The organism is Pseudoalteromonas sp. J010 (genome assembly GCF_003934235.1).
GTDB lineage: Bacteria > Pseudomonadota > Gammaproteobacteria > Enterobacterales > Alteromonadaceae > Pseudoalteromonas > Pseudoalteromonas peptidolytica.
The window spans coordinates 1-21814 of sequence record NZ_RDBW01000006.1 but is presented as its reverse complement, the minus strand read 5'-3'; the positions used below and the strand labels follow the sequence as shown (position 1 = coordinate 21814).

The 21814-nt window shown below is 41.6% G+C and carries 16 protein-coding genes; 8 read left to right on the top strand and 8 right to left on the bottom strand.

What is annotated here, in order from left to right:
• Positions 1–295 precede the first annotated feature (295 nt).
• From EAG18_RS04625 to EAG18_RS04605, 5 genes are all read right to left on the bottom strand, one after another.
• Entirely contained in the window at positions 296–1042 is a 747-nt protein-coding gene (locus EAG18_RS04625; protein WP_125251232.1) for a reprolysin-like metallopeptidase, read from the bottom strand.
• Positions 1043–1229: 187 nt separating this feature from the next.
• Complete coding sequence (locus tag EAG18_RS04620; RefSeq protein ID WP_125251231.1) at positions 1230–1931, bottom strand: hypothetical protein; 702 nt, start codon at positions 1929–1931, stop codon at positions 1230–1232.
• Between the two features lie 480 nt (positions 1932–2411).
• Complete coding sequence (locus EAG18_RS04615; RefSeq protein WP_125251230.1) at positions 2412–3299, bottom strand: hypothetical protein; 888 nt, start codon at positions 3297–3299, stop codon at positions 2412–2414.
• Between the two features lie 87 nt (positions 3300–3386).
• Positions 3387–3881, bottom strand: coding sequence for a DUF6702 family protein (locus tag EAG18_RS04610; protein WP_125251229.1), 495 nt, complete (start codon positions 3879–3881; stop codon positions 3387–3389).
• Positions 3878–6274 carry a M1 family metallopeptidase gene (locus EAG18_RS04605; protein WP_275557230.1) on the bottom strand — a complete coding sequence of 799 codons (2397 nt, stop codon included), beginning with the start codon at positions 6272–6274 and terminating at the stop codon, positions 3878–3880. The genes EAG18_RS04610 and EAG18_RS04605 overlap by 4 nt, the downstream gene beginning before the upstream one ends.
• A 479-nt stretch (positions 6275–6753) precedes the next feature.
• Between EAG18_RS04605 and EAG18_RS04600 the strand changes: the two genes are divergently transcribed.
• From EAG18_RS04600 to EAG18_RS04585, 4 genes are all read left to right on the top strand, one after another.
• Positions 6754–6993, top strand: a complete 240-nt coding sequence (locus EAG18_RS04600) for a hypothetical protein (RefSeq protein ID WP_125251227.1) — start codon at positions 6754–6756, stop codon at positions 6991–6993.
• Between the two features lie 81 nt (positions 6994–7074).
• Entirely contained in the window at positions 7075–8289 is a 1215-nt protein-coding gene (sbcD, locus tag EAG18_RS04595; RefSeq protein ID WP_125251226.1) for an exonuclease SbcCD subunit D, read from the top strand.
• Positions 8279–11932 carry an SbcC/MukB-like Walker B domain-containing protein gene (locus EAG18_RS04590; protein WP_125251225.1) on the top strand — a complete coding sequence of 1218 codons (3654 nt, stop codon included), beginning with the start codon at positions 8279–8281 and terminating at the stop codon, positions 11930–11932. The genes sbcD and EAG18_RS04590 overlap by 11 nt, the downstream gene beginning before the upstream one ends.
• A 10-nt stretch (positions 11933–11942) precedes the next feature.
• Positions 11943–12608, top strand: a complete 666-nt coding sequence (locus EAG18_RS04585) for a class I SAM-dependent methyltransferase (protein ID WP_125251224.1) — start codon at positions 11943–11945, stop codon at positions 12606–12608.
• 289 nt (positions 12609–12897) lie between these two features.
• On the opposite strand, the gene EAG18_RS04580 is transcribed toward EAG18_RS04585, so the two are convergent.
• Positions 12898–13440, bottom strand: a complete 543-nt coding sequence (locus EAG18_RS04580) for a hypothetical protein (RefSeq protein ID WP_125251223.1) — start codon at positions 13438–13440, stop codon at positions 12898–12900.
• A 168-nt stretch (positions 13441–13608) separates the two neighbouring features.
• Here EAG18_RS04580 and EAG18_RS04575 point away from each other — a divergent pair, with 168 nt between their 5' ends.
• The 3 genes from EAG18_RS04575 to EAG18_RS04565 all read left to right on the top strand — a co-directional run bounded on the left by EAG18_RS04575 (position 13609) and on the right by EAG18_RS04565 (position 17974).
• Entirely contained in the window at positions 13609–14145 is a 537-nt protein-coding gene (locus tag EAG18_RS04575) for a lipocalin family protein (RefSeq protein ID WP_125251222.1), read from the top strand.
• A 182-nt stretch (positions 14146–14327) separates the two neighbouring features.
• Positions 14328–16241: an alkaline phosphatase PhoX gene (locus EAG18_RS04570; RefSeq protein WP_125251221.1), complete on the top strand. Its 1914-nt coding sequence runs from the start codon at positions 14328–14330 to the stop codon at positions 16239–16241.
• Positions 16242–16303: 62 nt separating this feature from the next.
• Positions 16304–17974 carry a hypothetical protein gene (locus EAG18_RS04565; RefSeq protein ID WP_125251220.1) on the top strand — a complete coding sequence of 557 codons (1671 nt, stop codon included), beginning with the start codon at positions 16304–16306 and terminating at the stop codon, positions 17972–17974.
• 588 nt (positions 17975–18562) lie between these two features.
• Here the strand turns inward: EAG18_RS04565 and EAG18_RS04560 are convergent.
• A complete protein-coding gene (locus EAG18_RS04560) occupies positions 18563–18895 on the bottom strand; it encodes a DUF3325 family protein (protein ID WP_125251219.1) in 333 nt (110 codons plus the stop codon).
• Positions 18895–20478, bottom strand: coding sequence for a PepSY-associated TM helix domain-containing protein (locus EAG18_RS04555; RefSeq protein ID WP_125251218.1), 1584 nt, complete (start codon positions 20476–20478; stop codon positions 18895–18897). Before EAG18_RS04555 ends, EAG18_RS04560 begins: the two co-directional genes overlap by 1 nt.
• 606 nt (positions 20479–21084) lie before the next feature.
• Between EAG18_RS04555 and EAG18_RS04545 the strand changes: the two genes are divergently transcribed.
• Complete coding sequence (locus EAG18_RS04545) at positions 21085–21675, top strand: uracil-DNA glycosylase family protein (RefSeq protein ID WP_125251216.1); 591 nt, start codon at positions 21085–21087, stop codon at positions 21673–21675.
• The last annotated feature ends 139 nt before the right edge of the window (positions 21676–21814 follow it).

The following is a 21814-nucleotide window of genomic DNA, read 5'->3' as shown; positions in this document are numbered from 1 at the left end:
AATACAGCCTTATTAATAACCTGAGACGCTGATGAAAAAGGTACGTATACCAATTTGACTTAATACTTGCTCAATTTGAAGGAGTAAATCTGACGCGAAAAGCGTTAAAAATTTCTTATTTAGAACCACTAAATAGCAAAATTTTTGCCTCGTTATCGACAAGATTTTCTCGCCTCAAAATAGACCACTTAATTAAGAAATTGGTATTATTCATGGCTTTCGTCTTAAGCCAATCAGGACATGCTTGCTTTACGCAATATCATTCGTCTCGCAAGCAGGCCCTAGCTGGTTGATATTACTTAAAGTTTGCTATGCTCGTTTTTGTTGCATCTACTGTTTTCCAAGCAAACGCTTTACCAACGATGCCGTAAGGTTCACCGCCTACTGACCAATTTGGATTAGAGAAATAGTCATACTGCGTTGCATTACCAAATACATGTGGGTATGCCATAATACTAGCAAACTTGTCTTTTACACCGTAGCCCATACCATCGACATAAACACCGCCACTCGTATCACCTTGCTCACGCGAGTGAGTTAAGCCCTGATTGTGACCTAATTCGTGTACGAATGTTGTTGCTCCACAATCAATACCTGTAATACTAAACATACGGTCACTCATATATGAGTGCAGGTTACCTGTGCTGCTACTACCTTGCCCTACCCACGCTAAACCACAGGTAATATAGTTACCATCACGTTCACCAGTGCCAAGTACTGCGACCATGTCTGCACGCCAAGTATCACGCAGGTTTGCCACATAGCTACTGTTAGTCACAGAGTTTAACCACCCACTCGTTGGAGTAATGTTGTAGTTACCTAGGTTTTGTTTGCCTGCAAGACGTAGTTGTAGATCAATACCATTTTGGCTATACACTTGGTTTGTGAAAGCAATTAATTGGTTGATTTTTGTATCGATGTTTGATGTTGCAGCCGCTGATTGGTCAGTATATAAAATACCAATATCGACTGTAACTGCTGATGCGCTTGCTGATAGTGCGAGTGCTGTTGCCAGCGATGCTACCTTTACTGTTGTTTTCATTGTTTTTCCTTTCTTTTAGTGAACGTTATACCAATTTGCCATAATACTTACTCAATCTCAGTGCGCTAATCAGACGCGAAAAGAGTCAAAACTTTCTATTTAAAACAAATAGATAGAAAGTTTACCGTCAAGTTTTAGTTAAGACCCTCTCGTTTCAAAATAAAGCAGTTAAATAAGCAAATAGGTATTACTTTTTGGGTGTAAAAATATCTTCTTCTATTGAAACTAAGTCTTGTTTCGTGTCCTTGTGGTGATCATGGGGGTGAAGTTCTTCTTCTTGATGCGACCGATACAGATCTCGCTTCGCTGCAATCCAGCCGTATTGATCTTTGGACTCAAATACGTAATTCCCACTAGGTGCAGTAAGCTGACCGTAAACAGCATCTTTGCCGACGGTTAATACTGTGGTGTGAAAGCGCCCATCTGCACCCGTTACTTTACCAAACACACTTTTATCGCCATTTTCAGCTGAAGAAATTCCGGTAACTTCGGCAATAAATGACTCCTGCGTTTGTGGGATCAGCAGCTCAAAGTTATCACCACCTTCAAGTTTTCTCAGCGATGCTAAATCAAACTCAATATAAGCTTCGTTATTGAGATCTTTTGGCAACACTTTTGCGGCTTCGAGTACAGCTTTTGCTTTGTCTGATACTTTGTTTACAGCATAAAAATCACTGTCTTTGTGTTGTGAAGTTGCTTGTAAGTCTTTTTGAGACGTTGATGTGGGTACTATGACCTTTAAAGTTGAACTTATTTCATCACTTTGTTCATTGTTCTGAGTATTCTCTACTTGAATTAAATTTGTATGTGATTGCCCCGTTTCAGGCATCATTTTCCAAACAGCAATACCAATAAAACCAATAAGTAATGCAATAATCAGTAACCGCATAATTCACCACGACGACGTTAATAATTAGTGAAATACTATTCATGATGCGGGATCTTGATCAACTTATAATTTACGATGTTTTTTCAAGTGGATTCATTGAAATTAAATATCTTCATGATATGTATATATATTTTTCATTAACAAATCTTTACAATGTGTGTGTTTTTATCATGGTGGATTTCCTTTTTGTCAAACAAATGTAACTAAAGTATGTTGCGTTAAAGTGGTTGATTCGTTTAGCTTTTATTTCAGTATTTGATAATTGTATCTAGTGTATTTTTTTATCTTATTGATTTTTATGTTTAAAATATTTTGATTCATCTGTAATTTTTTTCATGAACAATGCGGGGATTTCTGTTCCTATTTTTAGTTCATAACAGCTGCAATTTTCATGTGAAACCTCATTTCTATTCGCGTAGTTGAAAGCGCATTGACGCTAATATCAGAGTAGTGAGTTGAGGACCACAAACAAGCCTTCGGTCAATGAGGGGATATACATTGATGGATCGGTTGCCAAGTGAACCGTGGATTAAAAAGTGTATCTCTTGTATGGCCACTTAGATTTGGGTTGAGGAGTTTTAATACCTGCCTGTCCTCGAATTTTGCTTTGGTTATTGCCTCGCGAGTTACTGGGTGACTAAAAAATAGTTTGTCGAATGACCCATCATCAATGGCTTTTTTCAAGCCAAAAGAGAGTCGCTCTTTTAAACGTGTGTTATTTTTATTAACGAAGAAATACATGGCAGCGGGATAGCAAAATGCAAACCGAGGTTCTACTACTGCGTTATCTATGTGCGCAAGCTCGGTCCAGGGCTCATGCAGTGCCCTTGGAAATAACTCAAAACGTTTTTCCTCAAGCATCTTAGGTAATAATGTTGCAACGCTGGTAACAACATCAAAGCCGTTTTTTTCATAGATTGCGGTATCAGGCCAGTCAATGCCACTTCCTATGGTAAGGCTTGCCAACTGCACGGGGGAGTTGAGTAATGCTATGCTAGCTGCGGTATCTTTGTGAATGAGGAAAAGCCGTGCCCCCATCATCCCTTTTAGAAGCGGGATATACACGGTGCCTAAGTGTTGCTCTCGTTGGATAGATGTCATACTCCAGTGGACATCTAGTAACTTCCCTTGTTCTAAAATCTCCAATGTCCTACCTTGAGGTGTTTGATCAAAGGAGTTTTCGATTAATTGATATGGGCCATATTGATCACGACTTTTATTAAGTGCCAGTCGCAACAAGGCGATATAATAATCTTGTTTAGGATCGGCAAATTCTTTGGAAATATTGTAGCGAACCACATCTTTTGCCACAGAAGTAAGAGGCGCTAGCAAAATAAAGATAAGTATATATACCACTGAGGCGTTCATTCCTTTTCCTCACTATCGGATAAACTTATAGTTAGTTTTAGTCTAGGATATTTACGAGGAAAGTAAAAAGCGCCGTAGCGCTTTAGGTTAAAATGTCACTTTGAGCCAGTCATCGCTGTCATCGAAGTGTAAGGACTTCACTTTTCCTTTACCTTCAAAATTAACTAGGTTCACCTGTTGCGGCCAGACATCTCTGAGTGCACCGTGACGCATATTCAGCGCAGTAATTGGTGAGAATAAAGGGGTCTGTTGGTATACCCAAAAAAACTGACCGTCGATTTCAGCACCCACTAATTGTAATGGGAGCGCTTTACCATTAGTTGCTTTTAACTCAACTCGTTTACTGACATAGCTTGCAAAGTTATCTCTATCTCTTTGATTGTTAAAAATGTCAGCATCTTGACTAAAAAGGTGCTCAATTGCGTGCTCTGTGTCATGTAGGTAAAAGCGGTGCATTATTTCAATGTTTCCGCTTCGCTCATTAAATAACACAGTAGTGATTGCCGCTTTTAGTTGATGTGCATGACATAATGAAGACAGCATTAGTAGTATTAAAACACAGCTGAAATACCAAATTTTCATGGCTTATCCTCGTTTTCGTCAAGTGGTTTCAGTTTGGATTTTACATCTTGCATAATGTCACGATATACCTTCCCTTCACGGGCTTTCTTTTTATAAAGCTCCAAACGAGACTCTATAATCCGCCTCGGATAATGATTATTCTCAATGTCAACATCAGCGGTTTCCCAGCGCGGATCAATTGTGACTGATGCAAGTAGCTTATCTTTGTCGGTGATGATTAATTTATTCACCGTTTTGGCATTACGGCGCCAAATTTCAGCTGGAATATATCGCGACTCTTTTGTCCCATCTTGATAGGTTAATTCCAAGAGAATAGGCATCACCAGTCCACCTAGATTGCTAAAAGCGAGTACGTAATAATTTTTGTCTTCTTTGATTGCGCGCTCAAGGGTTCGCCTCTCCCAAGGTTTTAGTTCTGATAAGAACTCTTGATACTCATTGCGCTCTTCGTTCGTTACGGTGAACTGATCATGGTCATCGTAAAAGTCACGAATGTCTTTGTTTTTATCAACCCACAGCTCACGGCCTTCTTCTTGGTTGCGCATAACAAACAACGACACGGGCTTGCTTTGTTCAAATTCTCTTAGGCGATTAAAGTCTATGTCTGGATCTTTGGTATCCAAACGTAACTGATAGACTTTATCCAGTGAGATGTCGACGTGATCTGTACTATAAAACCAGCCGCGCCAAAACCAATCCAAATCAACGCCTGAAGCTTCTTCCATGGTTCTAAAAAAATCAGCTGGGGTTGGGCGCTTATACTTCCAACGCAGCGCATATTCTTTAAAGGCAARATCAAATAGTTCACGACCTAAAATCACTTCACGTAATATGTTCAATGCGGCGGCTGGCTTGGTATAAGCGTTTGGTCCTAAATGTAGTACACTATCAGACTGAGTCATGATGGGAGATTGGTTTTCAGATTTCATGTAGGCTGCAATGTCTCTTGGCTCGACTCCCCAGGGGATGGTGGGATCCCACTCTCTTCCCGCCACGCCATCTAAGAAGCTGTTTAGACCTTCATCCATCCAAGTCCACTGGCGTTCATCTGAGTTGACTATCATAGGAAAGTAAATATGCCCAATCTCATGAATAACAACACCAATCAAAAAGCGTTTTTCAGCAAGTGAGTAAGTCCGGGTAGCATCTTTTTGTAGTGTCGTTCTTGGTCCGTTGAAGGTAATCATCGGATACTCCATTCCTCCAACAGGTCCATTAACTGACTGTGCGGTTGGATAAGGGTAATCAAATGAAAACCGAGAGTAGACCTCCATGGTATGGATAATTGCTTCTGTTGAATACTTTTTCCAAAGTTCCCCACCCTCTTTTGGATAAAATGACATGGCCATGACGAGTGGTTGCTCACTACCACCTTGCTGATAGCCTTTTGCATCCCACATAAACTTTCGTGAGGATGCCCAAGCAAAGTCACGCACATTCTTAGCTTTGAAATGCCATGTTTTAGTTTCATTCGTCGCGGTTTTTTCGTTGGCAATTGCCTCCTCTTCAGAGACTATAAAAACTGGGCGAGATGCTGTTTCTGCCTGAACTAGGCGTTGTTGTTGTGACTGGCTTAATACCTCTTGCGGATTTTCAAGCGCTCCTGTTGCGGCGACGATATGATCCGCTGGCACAGTAATTTCAACATTATAATCACCAAACTCTAGTGTAAATTCACCACTGCCAAGAAAAGCCTTATTTGTCCACGCTTCGTAATCGGTATAGGCCGCAAGTCGTGGAAACCACTGAGCAAGTAAAAATATATCGTTACCATCTTTATCAAAATGCTCATATCCTGAACGTGCGCCGACGGCATCTTCTTCAACAATATTAAAGGCAAACGCTAAGTTTAACTGTGTTTCCTTTCCTGGTTTTAGTGACTCGTTTAGGTCCACACGCATCAGGGTGTCTACAATGGTTATATTGAGCGGTTTATGGTGCCTATCTGTAACTTTTTCGATGATAAACCCTAATTCGTTATCATCCATAAATTGCTGGCGTCTGAGTTGATTGAGTGAAATTTTTGCAGGGTTTGCAACAGGATTACTCTGTAATTTATTCTCAAATGTGGTGCTGCGCTCTGCAATTGAGTCCGTTTTAAAAATATTTTGGTCTAATTGTAGCCATAAATATTTGAGGGTATGGGGTGAGTTATTTTTATAGTGGATAGTTTGCTTCGCACTTATCTTTTTAGCCTTTTCATCTAAGTGAACATCAATATCATAATCCACTTTTTGTTGCCAATAGTGTTCCCCTGGCTCCCCTGCTGCACTGCGATATATGTTGGGGGTGGGGAGTGTTTCGTCAAGTTGGCGGAACTTATCTTCGAAATGGCCTTTGGTCTGAGCAATCGCACTAGCATGCGCGACCTGTGATAAAGCCAGTATTGCCATCAAAGGGATGGCACGTGTTGATATTTTCATTATTATTTCCTGTTTTACCGTACCAAAACTCTGATCGATAAGTTCTATTTTTCAATGTTTTATATTATATGAATCCGAAGCGAATAGTGTGTCGACACGTGGTGATGAAGGCGCTCGGTCAATGACAATAAGTTGACAAAGAAAAAACCAGAGATCAAAGTTTTGAGATAAAGTAACAAGTTCCGATAACCGATGACTTTCATGTTTTTCAATTCTTTGTTTTTGATAAGGAAAAGTGGCAAATTAGGATAAATTAATTTGCATGCCATAAAGGTATTCTGCCAATTTATTGTCTACATTTTATAAATAAATAAAGAAATCAAAATTAGTTGTTGATATTGACCTAAGTTTGTCATTAAAATCGCGCACTTCACAATATTTGAGTAAAACTGGCGTTAGTTTTGCTCAGTACTAAATACCCGTTTAGCGAATCTAATGTGGTGAGCAGTATGGATTTCTACATACTAAAAAAACAAGAGAAGTTTGTTGCAATTCCTGCAGACGAACAGAACTGTAAAGACTATCTAGATGATGGCTATTTTTACGTTGATAAAGTAGCAGCATGTAATGAAAAATCGGCTATCAAACGTGTGCAAGATAAACACAGTCGCGTTTTGAAGCTGCCGGCAAAATTCTTTTTAGTCGCTCTACCTGTGATCATTTTTGCGTGGTGGCAATTAACTCGATAAGTAGGTAAAGCGCCAATATTCACAAGACGAATATTGCTTGACGATGTTATATTAGCGTTTCTTGAGAAAAAGGAACGCTAAATGAAGGTTTTACACACATCTGACTGGCACTTAGGGCAAACATTCTACGAACATGATCGGATAGAAGAGCACCAATGCTTTTTAGACTGGTTATGTGATGAGTTGGTCAAAAACCAAATCGATGTGTTATTGGTAAGTGGTGACATCTTCCACACTGCTACGCCGCCAGCTACCGCAGAAAAACAACTATATACTTTCATTCAAAAAGCCACTCAATTGTGCCCTGCGCTGCACATCATAATTATTGCTGGCAACCACGATTCAGCTAATCGTATTGAAGCTGCAAAACCTCTATTAACACTGTTCAACACACATGTAATTGGTCGCTTTGACAAATTAGCACCAGAGAAAGTGGTGATAGAGTTGACAGTCGCAGCCCAGCAACTACACGTCGTTGCAATGCCATTTCTGCGTAGTGCCGATCTTCCTAAACCCTCAGATGAAGAGTTTGATTATCAAACAGGTGTTAAACTCGCTTACCAACAGGCGATTGATACCATACCCAAACGCAAAGGCCCGGTTATATTGATGGGGCATTTGCATGCCAAAGGTGGCGCTATTTCGGAGGATTCAGAGCGCAACCTCAACATAGGTGGCTTCGACTCAATTTCAGCGGGTGTGTTTGGCGAGCAGTTTGACTATGTTGCATTGGGTCATTTGCATAAAGCGCAGAAGGTGGCAAAGCACGATGCGATTAGATATTGCGGCACACCCTTACCTATGTCTTTTTCAGAACGACATTATAACCACCAAGTACTGTTGGCCGAATTCAGTGAACACAAGCTGGTGGCTGTAAATCCCCTTTACGTTCCACGCTTCAAAGATGTGCTTTATATTCCTGATACGGGATCAAAGCGCCTTCGCGAGTTATGTGAGGAAATCACGACAAACGATTTTAGCCAGTACGACAGTGCTCCTTATATTAGGTTAAGGCTTTCCTCAGCAGAGACGAGTAGTCGCTTTCGTGCTGAAATTGATGCTGCATTAAAAGGCAAAGCGATACAGTTTTGCGGAATTGAGCGTGTAACACAGGCGCGCGACACCGTGGAGGATTTGTTTGAGGACCTAGCCAAAGTAGAATCACTGTCTGTTACCAGTTTACTCGATATTGCATACAGGGAACTTGAGCCTGATGAAGAAAAAGCGCCTGTAAGTCTACACAATAAGCTTGCGGAAGTTATCGCTAACATGGAAGAGTTAAACGATGAAACTTGAAAAGATACAAATCACCAATCTTGCATCCATTGAAAGTGCTGAAGTAGACTTTACAAAAGCGCCTCTCAAAGATACCGGTCTTTACGCAATCACAGGTGACACCGGCGCGGGAAAAAGCACCTTACTTGATGCCATTTGTCTTGCGTTTTATGGTAAAACCGCAAGGTTAAAATCAGATGACAAAGAAAAGGTAGCGTTTAACGGCGACAACATAAAACTCAATGATCCCCGAAATTTGCTGCGCAGAGGCTGTACAGCAGGATCGGCATCGGTTGTTTTTGTCGCGCAAGATAATAATCGATACCAAGTGGTTTGGTCTGTTGAGCGTGCCAGAAAAAGCCCAAAAGGCAATCTAAAACCGGCATCGATAGAGCTATTTCGTCTACCTGATATGACGCTGGTGTGCGAAAAGAAGAAAGACACTGAGCAAAAAATTGAACAGTTAGTCGGGCTGACCTTTGCCCAGTTTACTCGGGCTGTATTACTTGCTCAGCATGAATTTTCCGCATTTTTGAAAGCGGGAGGTGATGAGCGAGCGCAATTACTCGAGTGCCTAACCGGCACCGAAAAGTTCAGCCAGATTGGTAAAGCAATTTTTGAAGCGCATAAGGTAAAAAAACAAGAGTTAACTGCACTGCAAGAAAGGTTAGGGCAGATTGTCTTGTTATCAGCAGAGCAGCGTGCCGAGCTTAAAACACAAAAAGACTCACTGCTGACAAACAGAAATCAACTACAAAGCAAAAGCACTCAGTTTCACACCCAGCTTCAGTGGTTAGTTGATATTGAAACACGACAACAAAAAATTATTGATATTGAGCAGAGGTTGCAGCAACAAGAACAGCAACTGATACAGAGTGAACCACAGCAAAAACACGCAGAGCAAGTACTCAAAGCGAATGAGATCCGAGATAATAGAGAGCAGCTAGAGCAAGTACAATTACGCCAAACAAAGTGCCAAACACAGCTCTCAGAACTACAAGAGCTAGAATTTGAGACTACCTTGGATACGTTACGAACACATGAGCAAGCGTTAGAATTGCAACTTGCTCAGCAGCAGGCGCACTTTACCCAGCAAGCGACAAAATTTGATGCAATCACGCAATTAGATGACAAATTAAAGTTGCATCGTGCTCAGGAGCAAGAAACTAAACCCATCATTGCAAAACACACTGAGTTGGCAGCTCAGTATGACTTTGAATTACAGCAGCAGCTATCACAGCGTCAAGACATTGAGAGCGAACTTACCCAGCTTAAACAGCAGCAAGCAGGCTTACAGTCGGTTGCCAACATAGCATCGCAGTGGCACACAGTACTGCCTCAGTTTGAGGACTTACAGCAATTATTGTTACAGCTCAAGGAATGCACTTCGTTACTAGATAGCTTACCGGAGCAGCAGCAACAACTCGCGACGCGTTTACAGGAATGCCAAGTACAAGCACAAACCCTAAATTCAGCCTATCTTACTGATGTTCAAACGCTTGAAGAGTTGAAAGCAAACTTAGCCCCGTTAACGGCTCGAGACTTAACTCAAGATATGCAAAACTGGACGGCGTGTGTTCAAGCGCACAAGAGTATCAATGAAGGAGAGGCACTTTTACATCAACTGCGCTCGCAGCAAACTCAACATCATATTGGTTTAGAGCGATTAGAATTACAGATAAAAGATACTAAACAGCAGGACGAACTTTCAAAACAGCGCCTAGCACTCACCCGAGATAATTTAGAACAAGTGCAACTCAGAGCTAGTGAGCGGATCAGTGACTTACGTTCACAACTCAAAGCCGGCCAAGAATGTATGGTGTGTGGTGCAAAAGAGCACCCCTATGGTGTTGAGCATATTGATACACATTGGGAGCAATTATTGCGGGACTTTCGTGCTCAATATCAGGCTGCGGAGCAAGCTCGCGAACAAGTGTTGCAGCGATATAATCAACAAGTGGGTGAAAAAGAGCGTGAGAATGCGTTGTGGCAATCTGTGAACCAAGAGATTGCTCATTGCACTAAGCAGATTGATGAAAGTCGCAAATATTTAGAGACGTTACCGAACAACTATCAGGTAGAAAACGCGACGCAAGCCGAACAAAAGTTACTCCAAATTCAGTCTCAGATCGCTGAATTAACACGTTTGAGAAGCCAGATAGACGAGCAGTGGCAACATGTTCAGCTGTCGCAGCAAAGACTTGAGAAAGCTAAACATCAAGAGCAGGCGATACAGCAACAGCATCATGACCTAGATAATCAGATCGTTCATTTACGTACTGAACATGAGAAGCTTGTGCAAAAGTCCAAATCATTAAGAGACAGGTTAGCGTCATTAATTGATGATAAACAGTGGTGGCAGCAATTTGATTTATCATGCAGTACCGGTTTGGCTGAGTTGGAAGCGCGAGTACAACGTTGGCTTACCACCACTAAGCGCTATGATGAGCTGTTACAAAATCAAGACAGTTTGACGCATCAGTGCAATTTATTGGCACAGCAAAAGCAAGACGAAGCGCTGAGACTAGCTGAGTTGGAAGATGTGCTACAGCAGCATCAACAGCACATACAAGATATTGTGTGTGAAAGGCAAAAGTATCTACCATCACAACATTCGACATTAGAGGAGTGGGTTACTGCGTTAAAATCGCAGCAAAATACGACCCAAGAATCGCTCATACAATTGCGAGTCGACATTAGTCAGACGGAAGCCAAACGTGAAAGTGCCTCACAAGCTAAATCACAATTGACAGAGCAACTTGCTGAGTACGGCGAACGTGTGCAGCAGCTAACACAGCGATTTGAACACTGGTTAAATGAGAATCGCTTAGAACATGCACAGGTATTAATATTACTCGATGCTTGCTCAGAGGAGGCACGTACCAAGTTGGATCAGTATCATCAAATCCAGCGTATGTGCGATGACACAAAAATACTTTTGTCACATCAACGTGAGGAGTTGCTACAGCTACAACAAAAATTTCCTGATGGAATAGATAAAGAGCGCGTGCAAGCTGAGCTTGAGGTGAGCAACCAAGCACTCGAGGAAGTACAAAATCAATTACTACAAGTGCAGAGCACTTTGGAAATTGATACGCAGAATAAACAACAATTTTCAGACCAAGCAACTATTTTGGCTCAGCTGCAAGAAGACTATGAGCACTGGCATTTACTAGATAAGTTACTTGGCGATGCAACGGGCAAAAAATTACGCAATTGGGCGCAAACACAAACATTAAAAATATTATTACAGTATGCTAATCAACAACTTCGGACACTGTCTAGACGCTATCTGTTGACGACGATTGAGCAGTCATTAGAAATCGCGGTAATAGACAAGGACATGGCGGATGAGCAGCGAAGTGTCAATACGCTATCAGGCGGTGAGTCGTTTTTGGTGTCGTTATCTTTAGCTCTGGGGCTTGCCGCATTATCTTCCAATCAGGTGAGTATACATTCTCTATTTATTGATGAAGGTTTTGGGACGTTAGACCCAGAAACACTGGGAGTCGCGATTGACGCGTTAGATGCGCTGCAATCTCAGGGGCGTAAGGTTGGTGTGATCTCACACGTAGCGCAAATGAGTGAGCGGATCGCAACGCGGATCCATGTCGATAAGCAGCCTGGAGGCTATTCATCATTACATTTGGTACCACAAACATAAGGAAATTTGGATGCCGACTTTTACGGGCGAAGAAGCCCAAAACTACGACTCAAGAATCACTAAACTAGTACCAGGTTATGAGTTACTTCATCAGTTAAGTAGCGCTCAATTATTAGCGCTCTATCCTGATGATGCGACAATTCTGATCGTTGGTGCTGGAACAGGAAAGGAAGTGGTTGAGTTAGCAAAGCTTAACCATACGTGGCGTTTTATCGCGCAGGATGTATCTGCTGATATGCTAGAAATAGCAGATCAATATTTTACTAAGCTGAAAATCAACTCACGTGTTCAACTTCACTATGGTGCGCTTTCGCCTTCGGCCTATCAAGTTGATGCTGTGCTGTGCTTATTGGTGATGCACTTTGTGAAAGACAATGGCGATAAGGCTCGGTTATTTAAACAAATGAGTGAGCAGCTAAAACCCAATGGTCACCTTTTTATTGCTGATTTGGAGAAGCCGGTGACGTCTTTTGAACGTGACGCACAGCTTATCGCTTGTAAGCAACTGGGGCTATCTGAGAAAGGTGAGCAGCATATGCGAGTCAATTTAGAACATGAGTTTTTTCCAGTCGATAAAATACGCTTAGCGGAATTACTCGATGCAGCAGGGTTTGGGGTCRCTAAACCCTATTTCAAGGCACTTGGTTTTTCAGGTGTTGTTGCAACCAAAAAATAGAGCAAGTTTTTACCAAGTCTACTACCAATTTGCTTGCCTCAAAATAGACCACTTAATTAAGCAAACTGGTATAAGTGGTGTTAGTAAAATATTGATCTAGATTGCTCGCTTTCTGTTGTTTTATCCCATATTTCGACGTTAAGAAGCCGATTTGTAAGCAATATAACTGCTAGTTGGGTTAGTAAAATGATGATCTGATACTAAAGCGCTTTACGTTAGATCACATTTTTACCTAGTAAAAGTGTGATCTAAGAGTGTCAAATTAACGTCAATGATGGCAGAAATGAGCTTAGTTTCCCTTAATTATATTTGCTAACCTATTGATTTTTATATTACTTAGCTGGCGATAGTCTAAAAATGGTGAAACGATCAGGTTTAACTCTGTATCTACTGCAAACTCATCATCTAACCATATCAAGCTGTTAGTAAAAATCTGATCTTTCAATAGCGATTTAGCATATGTTCGCCCTGCAATTATATGCCAGTTGTATGATTTTATTGAAAAATCTGGTGGTGAAAAGAGTAGGGCTTCTTGGCTTGAGGCTTGTAATAAAGCGCTATCTCGATATGACTGCCAACTTGGGAAGTTAGTAATATTGTGATCTGGCAACTGAGCCGCGAACAAAAACTTGGCAAAAACATTAAATATTTTCCGCCAGCCATTACCACATTGGTTGTTGATATAATCAATCTCTCCACCCTCTAGGGGTATGATTTTACTGATGTTCTTATAGGAAAGTATGGCTGGTGGATGTTCAATATAAAAGGCAACATGACCTGTCTTTGCACCAAAGCCACGAGTTAGTATTTTTTTGTTTTGTGTTGTATCCATGGGGCATTGCTGAGATAAATTTTTATAAGTGTAAAATAAATCGGGAAAAATTGGCATGTTAAACGGTAAATCACTACTTTCTTTACATACCAAGTACTAATTATATTTTGATCTAATCTACAACATTAATAAGCGCGTATGATTAGGATGACAAAATTGGAGACAATAATGAAATTAAGACAGCTACTTTTGGGTGCGATCGTGACCATATCGATGGCGGCCTGCACCGGACTGCCAAATGGAATTGAACCGGTCGAAGAATTTAATGTTGAGCGATACCAAGGTACTTGGTACGAAATTGCAAGGTTGGATCACGCATTTGAGAGAGGAATGCAAAATGTTACTGCGACTTACAGCCAGAATTCAGATGGCTCTATCAAGGTTGTTAATCGTGGGTATGTAACAGAAGAGCGAGTGTGGAAAGAAGCGATAGGAAAGGCCAAGTTTGTTGCAAATAAGGAAATAGCACACCTTAAAGTATCATTTTTTGGTCCATTTTATGGAAGCTATGTGGTGTTTGAATTAGATGAAGACTATCAATATGCTTTTGTAACAAGCTATAACCGAGATTATCTATGGTTACTTTCAAGAACTCCGAAAGTGTCTGAAGCCGTTATGAATAAATTTAAAGCGACATCTGATAGATATGGCTTTGACACTGAAGCACTTATTTATATGGAGCATGAAGCAATAGAGCAAGAGTAGTGTAAACCCCCTTTACAATCAGTACCCTTTTTGGGTTTTTATTTCAATGGTCGTGAGACAACGGCCATCGTGTCTTATTCCTGTAGGAAATGGTTAATAAATCATTCAGTCAACTGTAACAGGAACACTTCACACTGTTGCACGCTTTTCAAAACAATAATACTTAGGAACTGGAGTAACTCATGAAGCGTGTAGCATATTCTTTAATAGCAGCGGCAGTTGCCATGGCACTGACAGCTTGTGACGGTGACGATGGTGCGCAAGGCGCCACGGGCCCGAAAGGTGAGCAAGGAACTGCGGGTCAAGATGGAACAAATGGCACCAATGGTCAGGATGGTGTCGATGGCACTGATGGCACCAGCGGCAAGGACGGTGTGGATGGTACTGACGGTACGGATGGTCGTGACGGTAGTTATAGTGTTCCTGGTCTAGTCCGTATCGCAACGGTACCAGCAGGTGCAGAGGTAACGGGTCTTTTCCTCTCTCAAGGTGGTGATTTATTCTTTAATGTGCAACATCCAAATGACACAAACACTGAGACAGATAACTTTAACAACACGCCTTTTAATACAGGTACAGTGGGTGTCCTCACAGGTGTGAATTTTAATAACTTGCCATCTAATATACCCAGTGCTCCAGTACCTGCATCAACCATGGAGCAACAAACGGTGGTTTCTGCAATTGGCCAATACCAAATTTTGGGGCAAACAGGTGATAAGTTCTCGCAGCTAGGTGACAAAGGATTAGCTGGCGGTCTTGGGGTACATTACAGTATCTCCACAGGTGAAGAAATCATTAAAAACGACAATCCTGATTTTAATGGCTTTATTCCAGTAACTGCGGATTCTGGTTACCTGTTTACAAACTGGGAAGCCTACCCTGGTGGCGTAAGCCGTTTAAAAATGAGCAAATCGACAACTGGTAAGTGGTCAATTGAAGAAGCAATGATGGTTGATTTTGATGGTGTTAAAGGCACTGCGGCGAATTGCTTTGGCTCAGTTTCTCCTTGGGGAACTCCGCTAACTTCTGAAGAGTGGATTGTATGGTCCGCGGTTGATACGACACAAGATCCACAGTGGAATAACCCTGCCGAAACAGGGAATGACACGATGGAAGCGTTGACAGCACCTGACTTTCCTAATCCATATCGCTACGGCTATATTGCAGAGATCCAAAACCCGACAACAGACACTCCAGATGTGGTGAAGCACTTCACAATCGGACGATATGAACATGAAAACTCAGTCGTGATGCCGGATCGTCGCACTGTTTATTCATCACAAGATGATACCGGTGGAGTATTGTTTAAGTTTATTGCCGATCAACCTGAAGATTTAAGTGCAGGTGTGCTATATGCGGCAAAATTAAAGCAAGATAGCGGATTGACAGATCCCGCTGTTACCGGTTTTGACATCTCTTGGGTGGAGCTTGGCCGAGGTAGTAATGCGCAAATTGAAACTTGGATTGCTGAGTATGATGGTATTAATACATCAGACTATGTGGAAGGGCAAACAAGCTACTTGTCTGTTGCGGACGTTAAAGCGTGGGCGACAGGGGCTGCAACCTATCCAACCATAGAAAATGGTGGCGGCAAAGTAACAGCTGGTAAACCTATGGATAACAGAGCTATTTTCCTCGAGTCACGACAAGCTGCACGTCAAAAGGGCGCAACGGCTGAATGGCGCAAGCTTGAGGGCATTAGTATTAATCATAACCGCGTTTTGGAGGCTGTAACCGGACAAGATGTGGTGCCTGGAGAAGTCGTTGATAAAGCGTATATGTATATCGGGATTGCAGATATAGATAAAACCATGATTGATGGTGAAGGTGATATTCAACTTTCAGCACGGGTGAAAGATTGTGGCGGTGTATATCGAGCACATATCGACAATAACTATAACTTAACACGTATTGAGCCAGTTGTGATGGGATCGACGTACCGCTCTTCACTTACTGGTGCTGAGCGCTGTGATGTGAATCAACTCTCACAACCTGACAACGTGATTGTGATGGAAGATGGTCGCATCATTATCGGTGAAGATGGCTTCCAAGAAAACAATACGCTATGGCTTTATGATCCAAAGCAAAATAACTAAATAGATGGCAGTGCATTTATCGATGCACTGCATTTTTTTGTCCAAATTTTGGAGTCATAAAAGTGAAATACGTTAGCCTTTTTACCGTACTTTTTAGTTGTATTAGCATAGTTGGTTGCGATAACGAGCAACCTAACATAGTGAACAATACGTTGTTAGAAGTAGCGCAAGCTTCGCCACCTTATCAGCCAGGAGATGATATTCCCGCTACTGCATATATGGAACATAATGAAGTTTATAACCCTGAATCAGTTATCCCACCTCAGTGTTACACAAAAACAGATGGCGTGAAGAACCCATGCTACGCGTGTCATCAGTCATACGACGATAAAAGTAGGCCGAACATGATGCGAGATGCAAACTTACAAGGTGCCTATGAGTTTTCTGATTTGGGGTTCAAAAACCACTGGAAAAACTTGTTTATAGACCGCTCTGAACTTATTAAGCGTATTTCAGATCAAGATATTACTAACTGGGTTARTCAAGACAATTACACACCTTTTATTGAAAAGCTTAAAAATGACCCGAGCTGGAAAGGCGAAATAACACCAATCAAAGATTTGGCATACCCAGATAAAGCATTCAATGAATTAGGGATAGCGAATGACGGTAGTGGTTGGGTGGCATTTAATTATAAACCTTTTCCTAGCACCTTTTGGCCAACCAACGGCTCAACTGGGGATGTGATGATAAGGCTTGCCGACGCTTTCAGAGAAAAAGGTGATGCGTATAACCAAGATGTGTACTTAACAAATCTGAGTTTAGTGGAGTTGGCTGTAAAGGGGCTTGACGAAATATCTACGCCCTTAATTTCAGAATTGCGAGTTGGTGAGGATTTAAATGGCGATGGCAAAATAGCCCAAGTAAATAAAATAAAACGCCGCCTACATTATGTTGGAGATGCGAAGCACATCCAGCTTGCCCATCAGCTGTACCCAGAAGATACTGAGTTTTTGCATACTGTTCGTTACATAGGAGTAGACGATAATGGGCAGATATTTAACGCGCCCAGAATGAAAGAAGTACGCTATATGAAAAAGCATAACTTTAAGTCAAAACAATCTCTGGGAGCCGCTTATTATCGTGAAGCAAAAGAAAAGTCTTTTGAAAACTACCCTCAAACACTTTACCTTGGTGATTTAGGGATTAACAACAACTTCGGCTGGACCATTAACGGATACATCGAAGACAAGTCGGGGCAACTTCGTCCGCAGCATGAGCAAGAATTAGCGTTTTGTAATGGCTGCCACAAGACGATCGGCTCTACGTATGATCAGACTTTCTCGTTTGCGCGAAAAGTTGAGGGTAAGCTTGGTTGGGGTTATATCAATTTACACGATATAAAAGATGTGCCAAATAAAGGTGAAGTACAAGGAGAGTTTTTAACTTATATGATGCGTGTCGGAGGAGGGGATGAGTTTAGGCAAAATCAAGAAATGCTAATGCGCTGGTTCAACAAGGATGGCTCGCTAAATACAGAGAAAGTGAATGCTATTGAAAATATATATGAGCTAATTACACCTTCAAAAGCGCGTGCATTGGCATTGAATAAAGCATACTTGACGATTGTGCATGAGCAAAGCTACTTATTTGGTCGCGATGCTACCTTAGTGAAAGCAAAAAACGTGCTTGAGCAAGTTGATGACTCGCAGCAACCACTCGCCCCCCAACACCGATATGTTTGGGATATGCAGTTAGACTGGAAGGCAACAACCCAGCGTGGCTCACGATAAAAAGGGCACTCATTTCATAAGAGCTAAGCGATACATTGTGAGTTTACTCTAGTACGTAAGCTTCGCAGTAGCCAATGACTTCAGCCGCTGTTATTCCTCAATATCGTATCGGTGGAAATAATAGCGGCTTCAAGGCCTATCATCACTCCCATCATGTATTAGATCGTAATTTTACTAACTGAGTTGGACAGTGACATTAAGGTTAACTTTCACCATCAGCTTTTCAATTACCTAAAATAGACACGCTAGATAAAGAAATAATATGCTGTGAGTTTAAAAGCCATGAGTTAGCACATCCCTAATCTCTGTTGGTTTGTAATTTTAGGGTTATGTTCCCTTGTTTGGATCAGATTTTTACTAAGCTAATGCAAAGAGAAAATATATAGATCATATTTTTACTAACTAACCAATCAAAAAGAGCGAATTGGATCAGAATTTTACCAAGTGTATGTGGTTTGAGTTAGTAAATTTACGTCTTGAAGTGGAGTGCTGGCGATATTTTGTGCTAAATGTTGTTCTTTCAAAGGGTTAACTAAGAAACCTTAGTAAAATAGTGATCTGAAAAGGGCGCTGCAAGCAGCGCCTTAGTTAAATAATGATCCAATATAGTGAGCACAATACGATGCTAAAGCTCACTAGGTAAAATAGTGATCTGAAATACTGAGGCTTGGTTGCAAAAATAGCCACCAGTAGCAGCACTGCTACTGTCATGTAACCAATAAATTGTACGCTACCATATGCGCCTTGAGTTACGATTGACAGTATCAGGCTGCCTATAAGACAAAGCCAGCTGGCAATATTTAAGTGACTTGTTATATTACCTTTTGGGCGTTTGCCTAGTACTTCTTTATAGTGGTTGGGTTTCGCTATGGCAAATCCCATAAAGGCAAGTAGACAAAATAAAAATATCAGCCATTGCATCAGATCTTAACCTCGCGTTGAGAGCGGCGGGAGGGTGCGGCTGGTGTTACTTGGGAGCGACCTAACTTCCTAGCTTGCACCAAAAAGCTTACGGCAATACCAATAGCCAGTGCGTCAAAACCAAATAATACCCACTGTTTATGTATTAAATAACTCACCAAGTTCCCTTCAATCGTGAGCATGGACACTACAGGAAGTCCCGCCCATGCGAGCGCGTTTACTTTAGCCGTCAGTTGCCAAGCTAATCTATCCGATTTGTAACAGGCAGCGATGGCAACGATAGCCCAGACAATAAAGAATACGAGTACCTCTTTGTCTGCGCGTGCAACAAGCTCCGTGGGTAATAAACGATTGGCATAGAAAAATGCTGCCGTTGCCGCTGGTAGACCCATTATTGTACCTAAGTTTAGAGACTCTACCAGTTTAAGGCCAAAGCCTGGCTTTTCATCTCTCTTAAGTTTTTGGCGTAGTCTCTTAGCCCACATGACAGCACCTGTTGCTATCATTACGCAGCCTGCGAGTCCTGCAATAAAGTACAGCCATCGCAGGGTCGGCTCTGCCAACCGTCCTGTGTGTAGTGCTATCATGCCGCCGTAGAGGTTTTCTGCACCAGATAAGTTGACATTGTGTGTTTTTAATAACTCACCAGATGCGGCATTGTACATCCAGCTCGGCGGGTCATCCTGTACAGCACGCCCCGCGTTGGCATAAAGCTTTATAGTTGCACTTGCATCGTTTGGTGATGAAATAACGATACGGCGAAGTGGAGCATTACCTGAGTTAGTATAATAGTGATCCAATACTTTATTTAACGCAAGCTCCTGAAGCGGCTGCCCTGTAGCAGGTGCTGTCGCAAGTAGAGGATAGCGCTCGGCTCTTAGCGTTTGCTTGTCTTCATAGCGTTGCTGCGCAGGTTGTGGTAACAGCATAAAAATTAGCGTAACCAAACCGGTGTAGGTGATCATTATATGAAAAGGCAAAGCAATGACGGATGAGACATTATGTGCATCTAACCAACTTCGAAGACCTTTTTTGCTTCTAAATTGAAATAAATCCTTAAAAATACGCTTATGGATCACCACACCAGAGATTAGCGCAATCAGCATGAATAAGGTCGCGAAGCATACAATCCACCGTGCGGTTATTGCATTCATATAATGTAAGTCGAAATGAAGGCGATAGAAGAAGTTGCCTCCTTTTGTATCTCTAAACTCAGGTAGCGCATCTAGTGTGATCGGATCCAAGTATTCTGAATGGCGCTTCCCTCTTCTTTCTCCTTCTTTGGGTTTCTCAGAGTACATAAGTAAAAGACTTGGGCGGCGCTCGGTTGGCATTTCTATACGCCAAGATTCAGCTGTGGGAGCAGTGTGTTGAAAGCGTTCTATGCTTTTTGTAACGGTTTGCTGTTGAAAAGCATGGTTATATTGCGGTAAATGATGTGTCGCTGGCTGCGCCCATAAGCTAATTTCATGTCTGAAAAAACTTGCAGTCCCAGCAAAGAAGATTAAAAATAGCAACCAACAAACGAGTAAGCCAACCCAGGTGTGTAACCAAGTCATACTACGAAAAAATGACTCCCTCACAGCTTGCCTCCAAGCAGTGTCAACGTGCCGTAAAGAATACAAAGTACTCCAATCATGCTAAGCAATACCTTTCTAAAAGAGCGGCATCCGAATACCCATATAAAGGTGATAGGATAAAAAAGAATGCCTGTTGTTAATGCGTATAAAAGCGCATCTAAGCGCTTTATTGGTAAGGTTAAAGCAAGCAGAGACGAAGCCATAACGGTGACAAAATAGCCGCCGATTATAGCGATTAAAAAACGTGAGATTACTTGCGATTTGTATAAAGCTGCCTGAATTTTAGTGTTATCCTGATTAGGCATAGTACCCCTTAAAAGTACAACAAGAGTAATAGATTATTATCCAATAATTTGCATCTAAATGATAGTGATTCGCACTTGTTTTCATGGCGTGATACTCAATTGACATAACTTGAGCTGCTACCGTTGGGTGATATTCTGTACTTGTATATTTCGTCTAGTTGTTATGGTGGGAGTCGGTTACACAACAGGCTTCAAATGGAGTTAAACTAAGTAAGTATTAAATAAAAGCTTCAGTGCATTGGGGGATAAGCGTTGCTATGCGATAATCTTGGTTGTTTTTTATTGCCAAAACCAGCAAGCTAAAATGGATATTTTTACACAAGTGAATTTATGTCGGTTCTGCGAACCTGAGTTACCTCTTGGGGCTAACCCAATTATTCAGGGAAATAGTCTTTCGAAAATACTCATCATTGGACAAGCTCCGGGATTGAAAGCGCATAACAGCAGGTTACCGTTTAATGATCCTAGCGGCGATAGATTGCGCAGTTGGCTTGCTGTGGAGCGGGCGCAATTTTATAATCCAGATCTCTTTGCCATCATGCCAATGGCGTTTTGTTATCCCGGTAAAGGTAAATCAGGTGATTTAGCACCAAAGGCAGTGTGCGCGCCAAAGTGGCATCAACAGGTGTTCGCATCTCTGAAACAAGTGTCTTTGACCTTACTTATCGGTCAATACGCACAGCGATATTATTTACCGCAGTACTCATCAGTGACAGACATGGTAAAAGCAGCAAATTATGAAACCCAAAACATGATCCCGCTACCTCACCCAAGTCCTAGAAACCAAATATGGTTGAAAAAGCATAACTGGTTTGAAGAGTGTGTTATTCCACAACTGCAAGTAAAGGTAAGGAAAGCATTAGATGGGCATGAAGCGGCGATAATACCAATTTGACTTAATACTTGCTCAATTTGAAGGAGTAAATCTGACGCTAACAGCGTTAAAAATTTCTCATTTAGAACAACTAAATAGCAAAATTTTTGCCTCGTTATCGACAAGATTTTCTCGCCTCAAAATAGACCACTTAACTTAA

What these genes read in the sequence shown, in the direction of transcription:
- EAG18_RS04625 (WP_125251232.1), bottom strand. Translation starts at nt 1,042, where the DNA reads ATGAAAACAACAGTAAAGGTAGCATCGCTGGCAACAGCACTCGCACTA.
- EAG18_RS04620 (WP_125251231.1), bottom strand. Translation starts at nt 1,931, where the DNA reads ATGCGGTTACTGATTATTGCATTACTTATTGGTTTTATTGGTATTGCT.
- EAG18_RS04615 (WP_125251230.1), bottom strand. Translation starts at nt 3,299, where the DNA reads ATGAACGCCTCAGTGGTATATATACTTATCTTTATTTTGCTAGCGCCT.
- EAG18_RS04610 (WP_125251229.1), bottom strand. Translation starts at nt 3,881, where the DNA reads ATGAAAATTTGGTATTTCAGCTGTGTTTTAATACTACTAATGCTGTCT.
- EAG18_RS04600 (WP_125251227.1), top strand. Translation starts at nt 6,754, where the DNA reads ATGGATTTCTACATACTAAAAAAACAAGAGAAGTTTGTTGCAATTCCT.
- sbcD (WP_125251226.1), top strand. Translation starts at nt 7,075, where the DNA reads ATGAAGGTTTTACACACATCTGACTGGCACTTAGGGCAAACATTCTAC.
- EAG18_RS04590 (WP_125251225.1), top strand. Translation starts at nt 8,279, where the DNA reads ATGAAACTTGAAAAGATACAAATCACCAATCTTGCATCCATTGAAAGT.
- EAG18_RS04580 (WP_125251223.1), bottom strand. Translation starts at nt 13,440, where the DNA reads ATGGATACAACACAAAACAAAAAAATACTAACTCGTGGCTTTGGTGCA.
- EAG18_RS04575 (WP_125251222.1), top strand. Translation starts at nt 13,609, where the DNA reads ATGAAATTAAGACAGCTACTTTTGGGTGCGATCGTGACCATATCGATG.
- EAG18_RS04570 (WP_125251221.1), top strand. Translation starts at nt 14,328, where the DNA reads ATGAAGCGTGTAGCATATTCTTTAATAGCAGCGGCAGTTGCCATGGCA.
- EAG18_RS04560 (WP_125251219.1), bottom strand. Translation starts at nt 18,895, where the DNA reads ATGCAATGGCTGATATTTTTATTTTGTCTACTTGCCTTTATGGGATTT.
- EAG18_RS04545 (WP_125251216.1), top strand. Translation starts at nt 21,085, where the DNA reads ATGGATATTTTTACACAAGTGAATTTATGTCGGTTCTGCGAACCTGAG.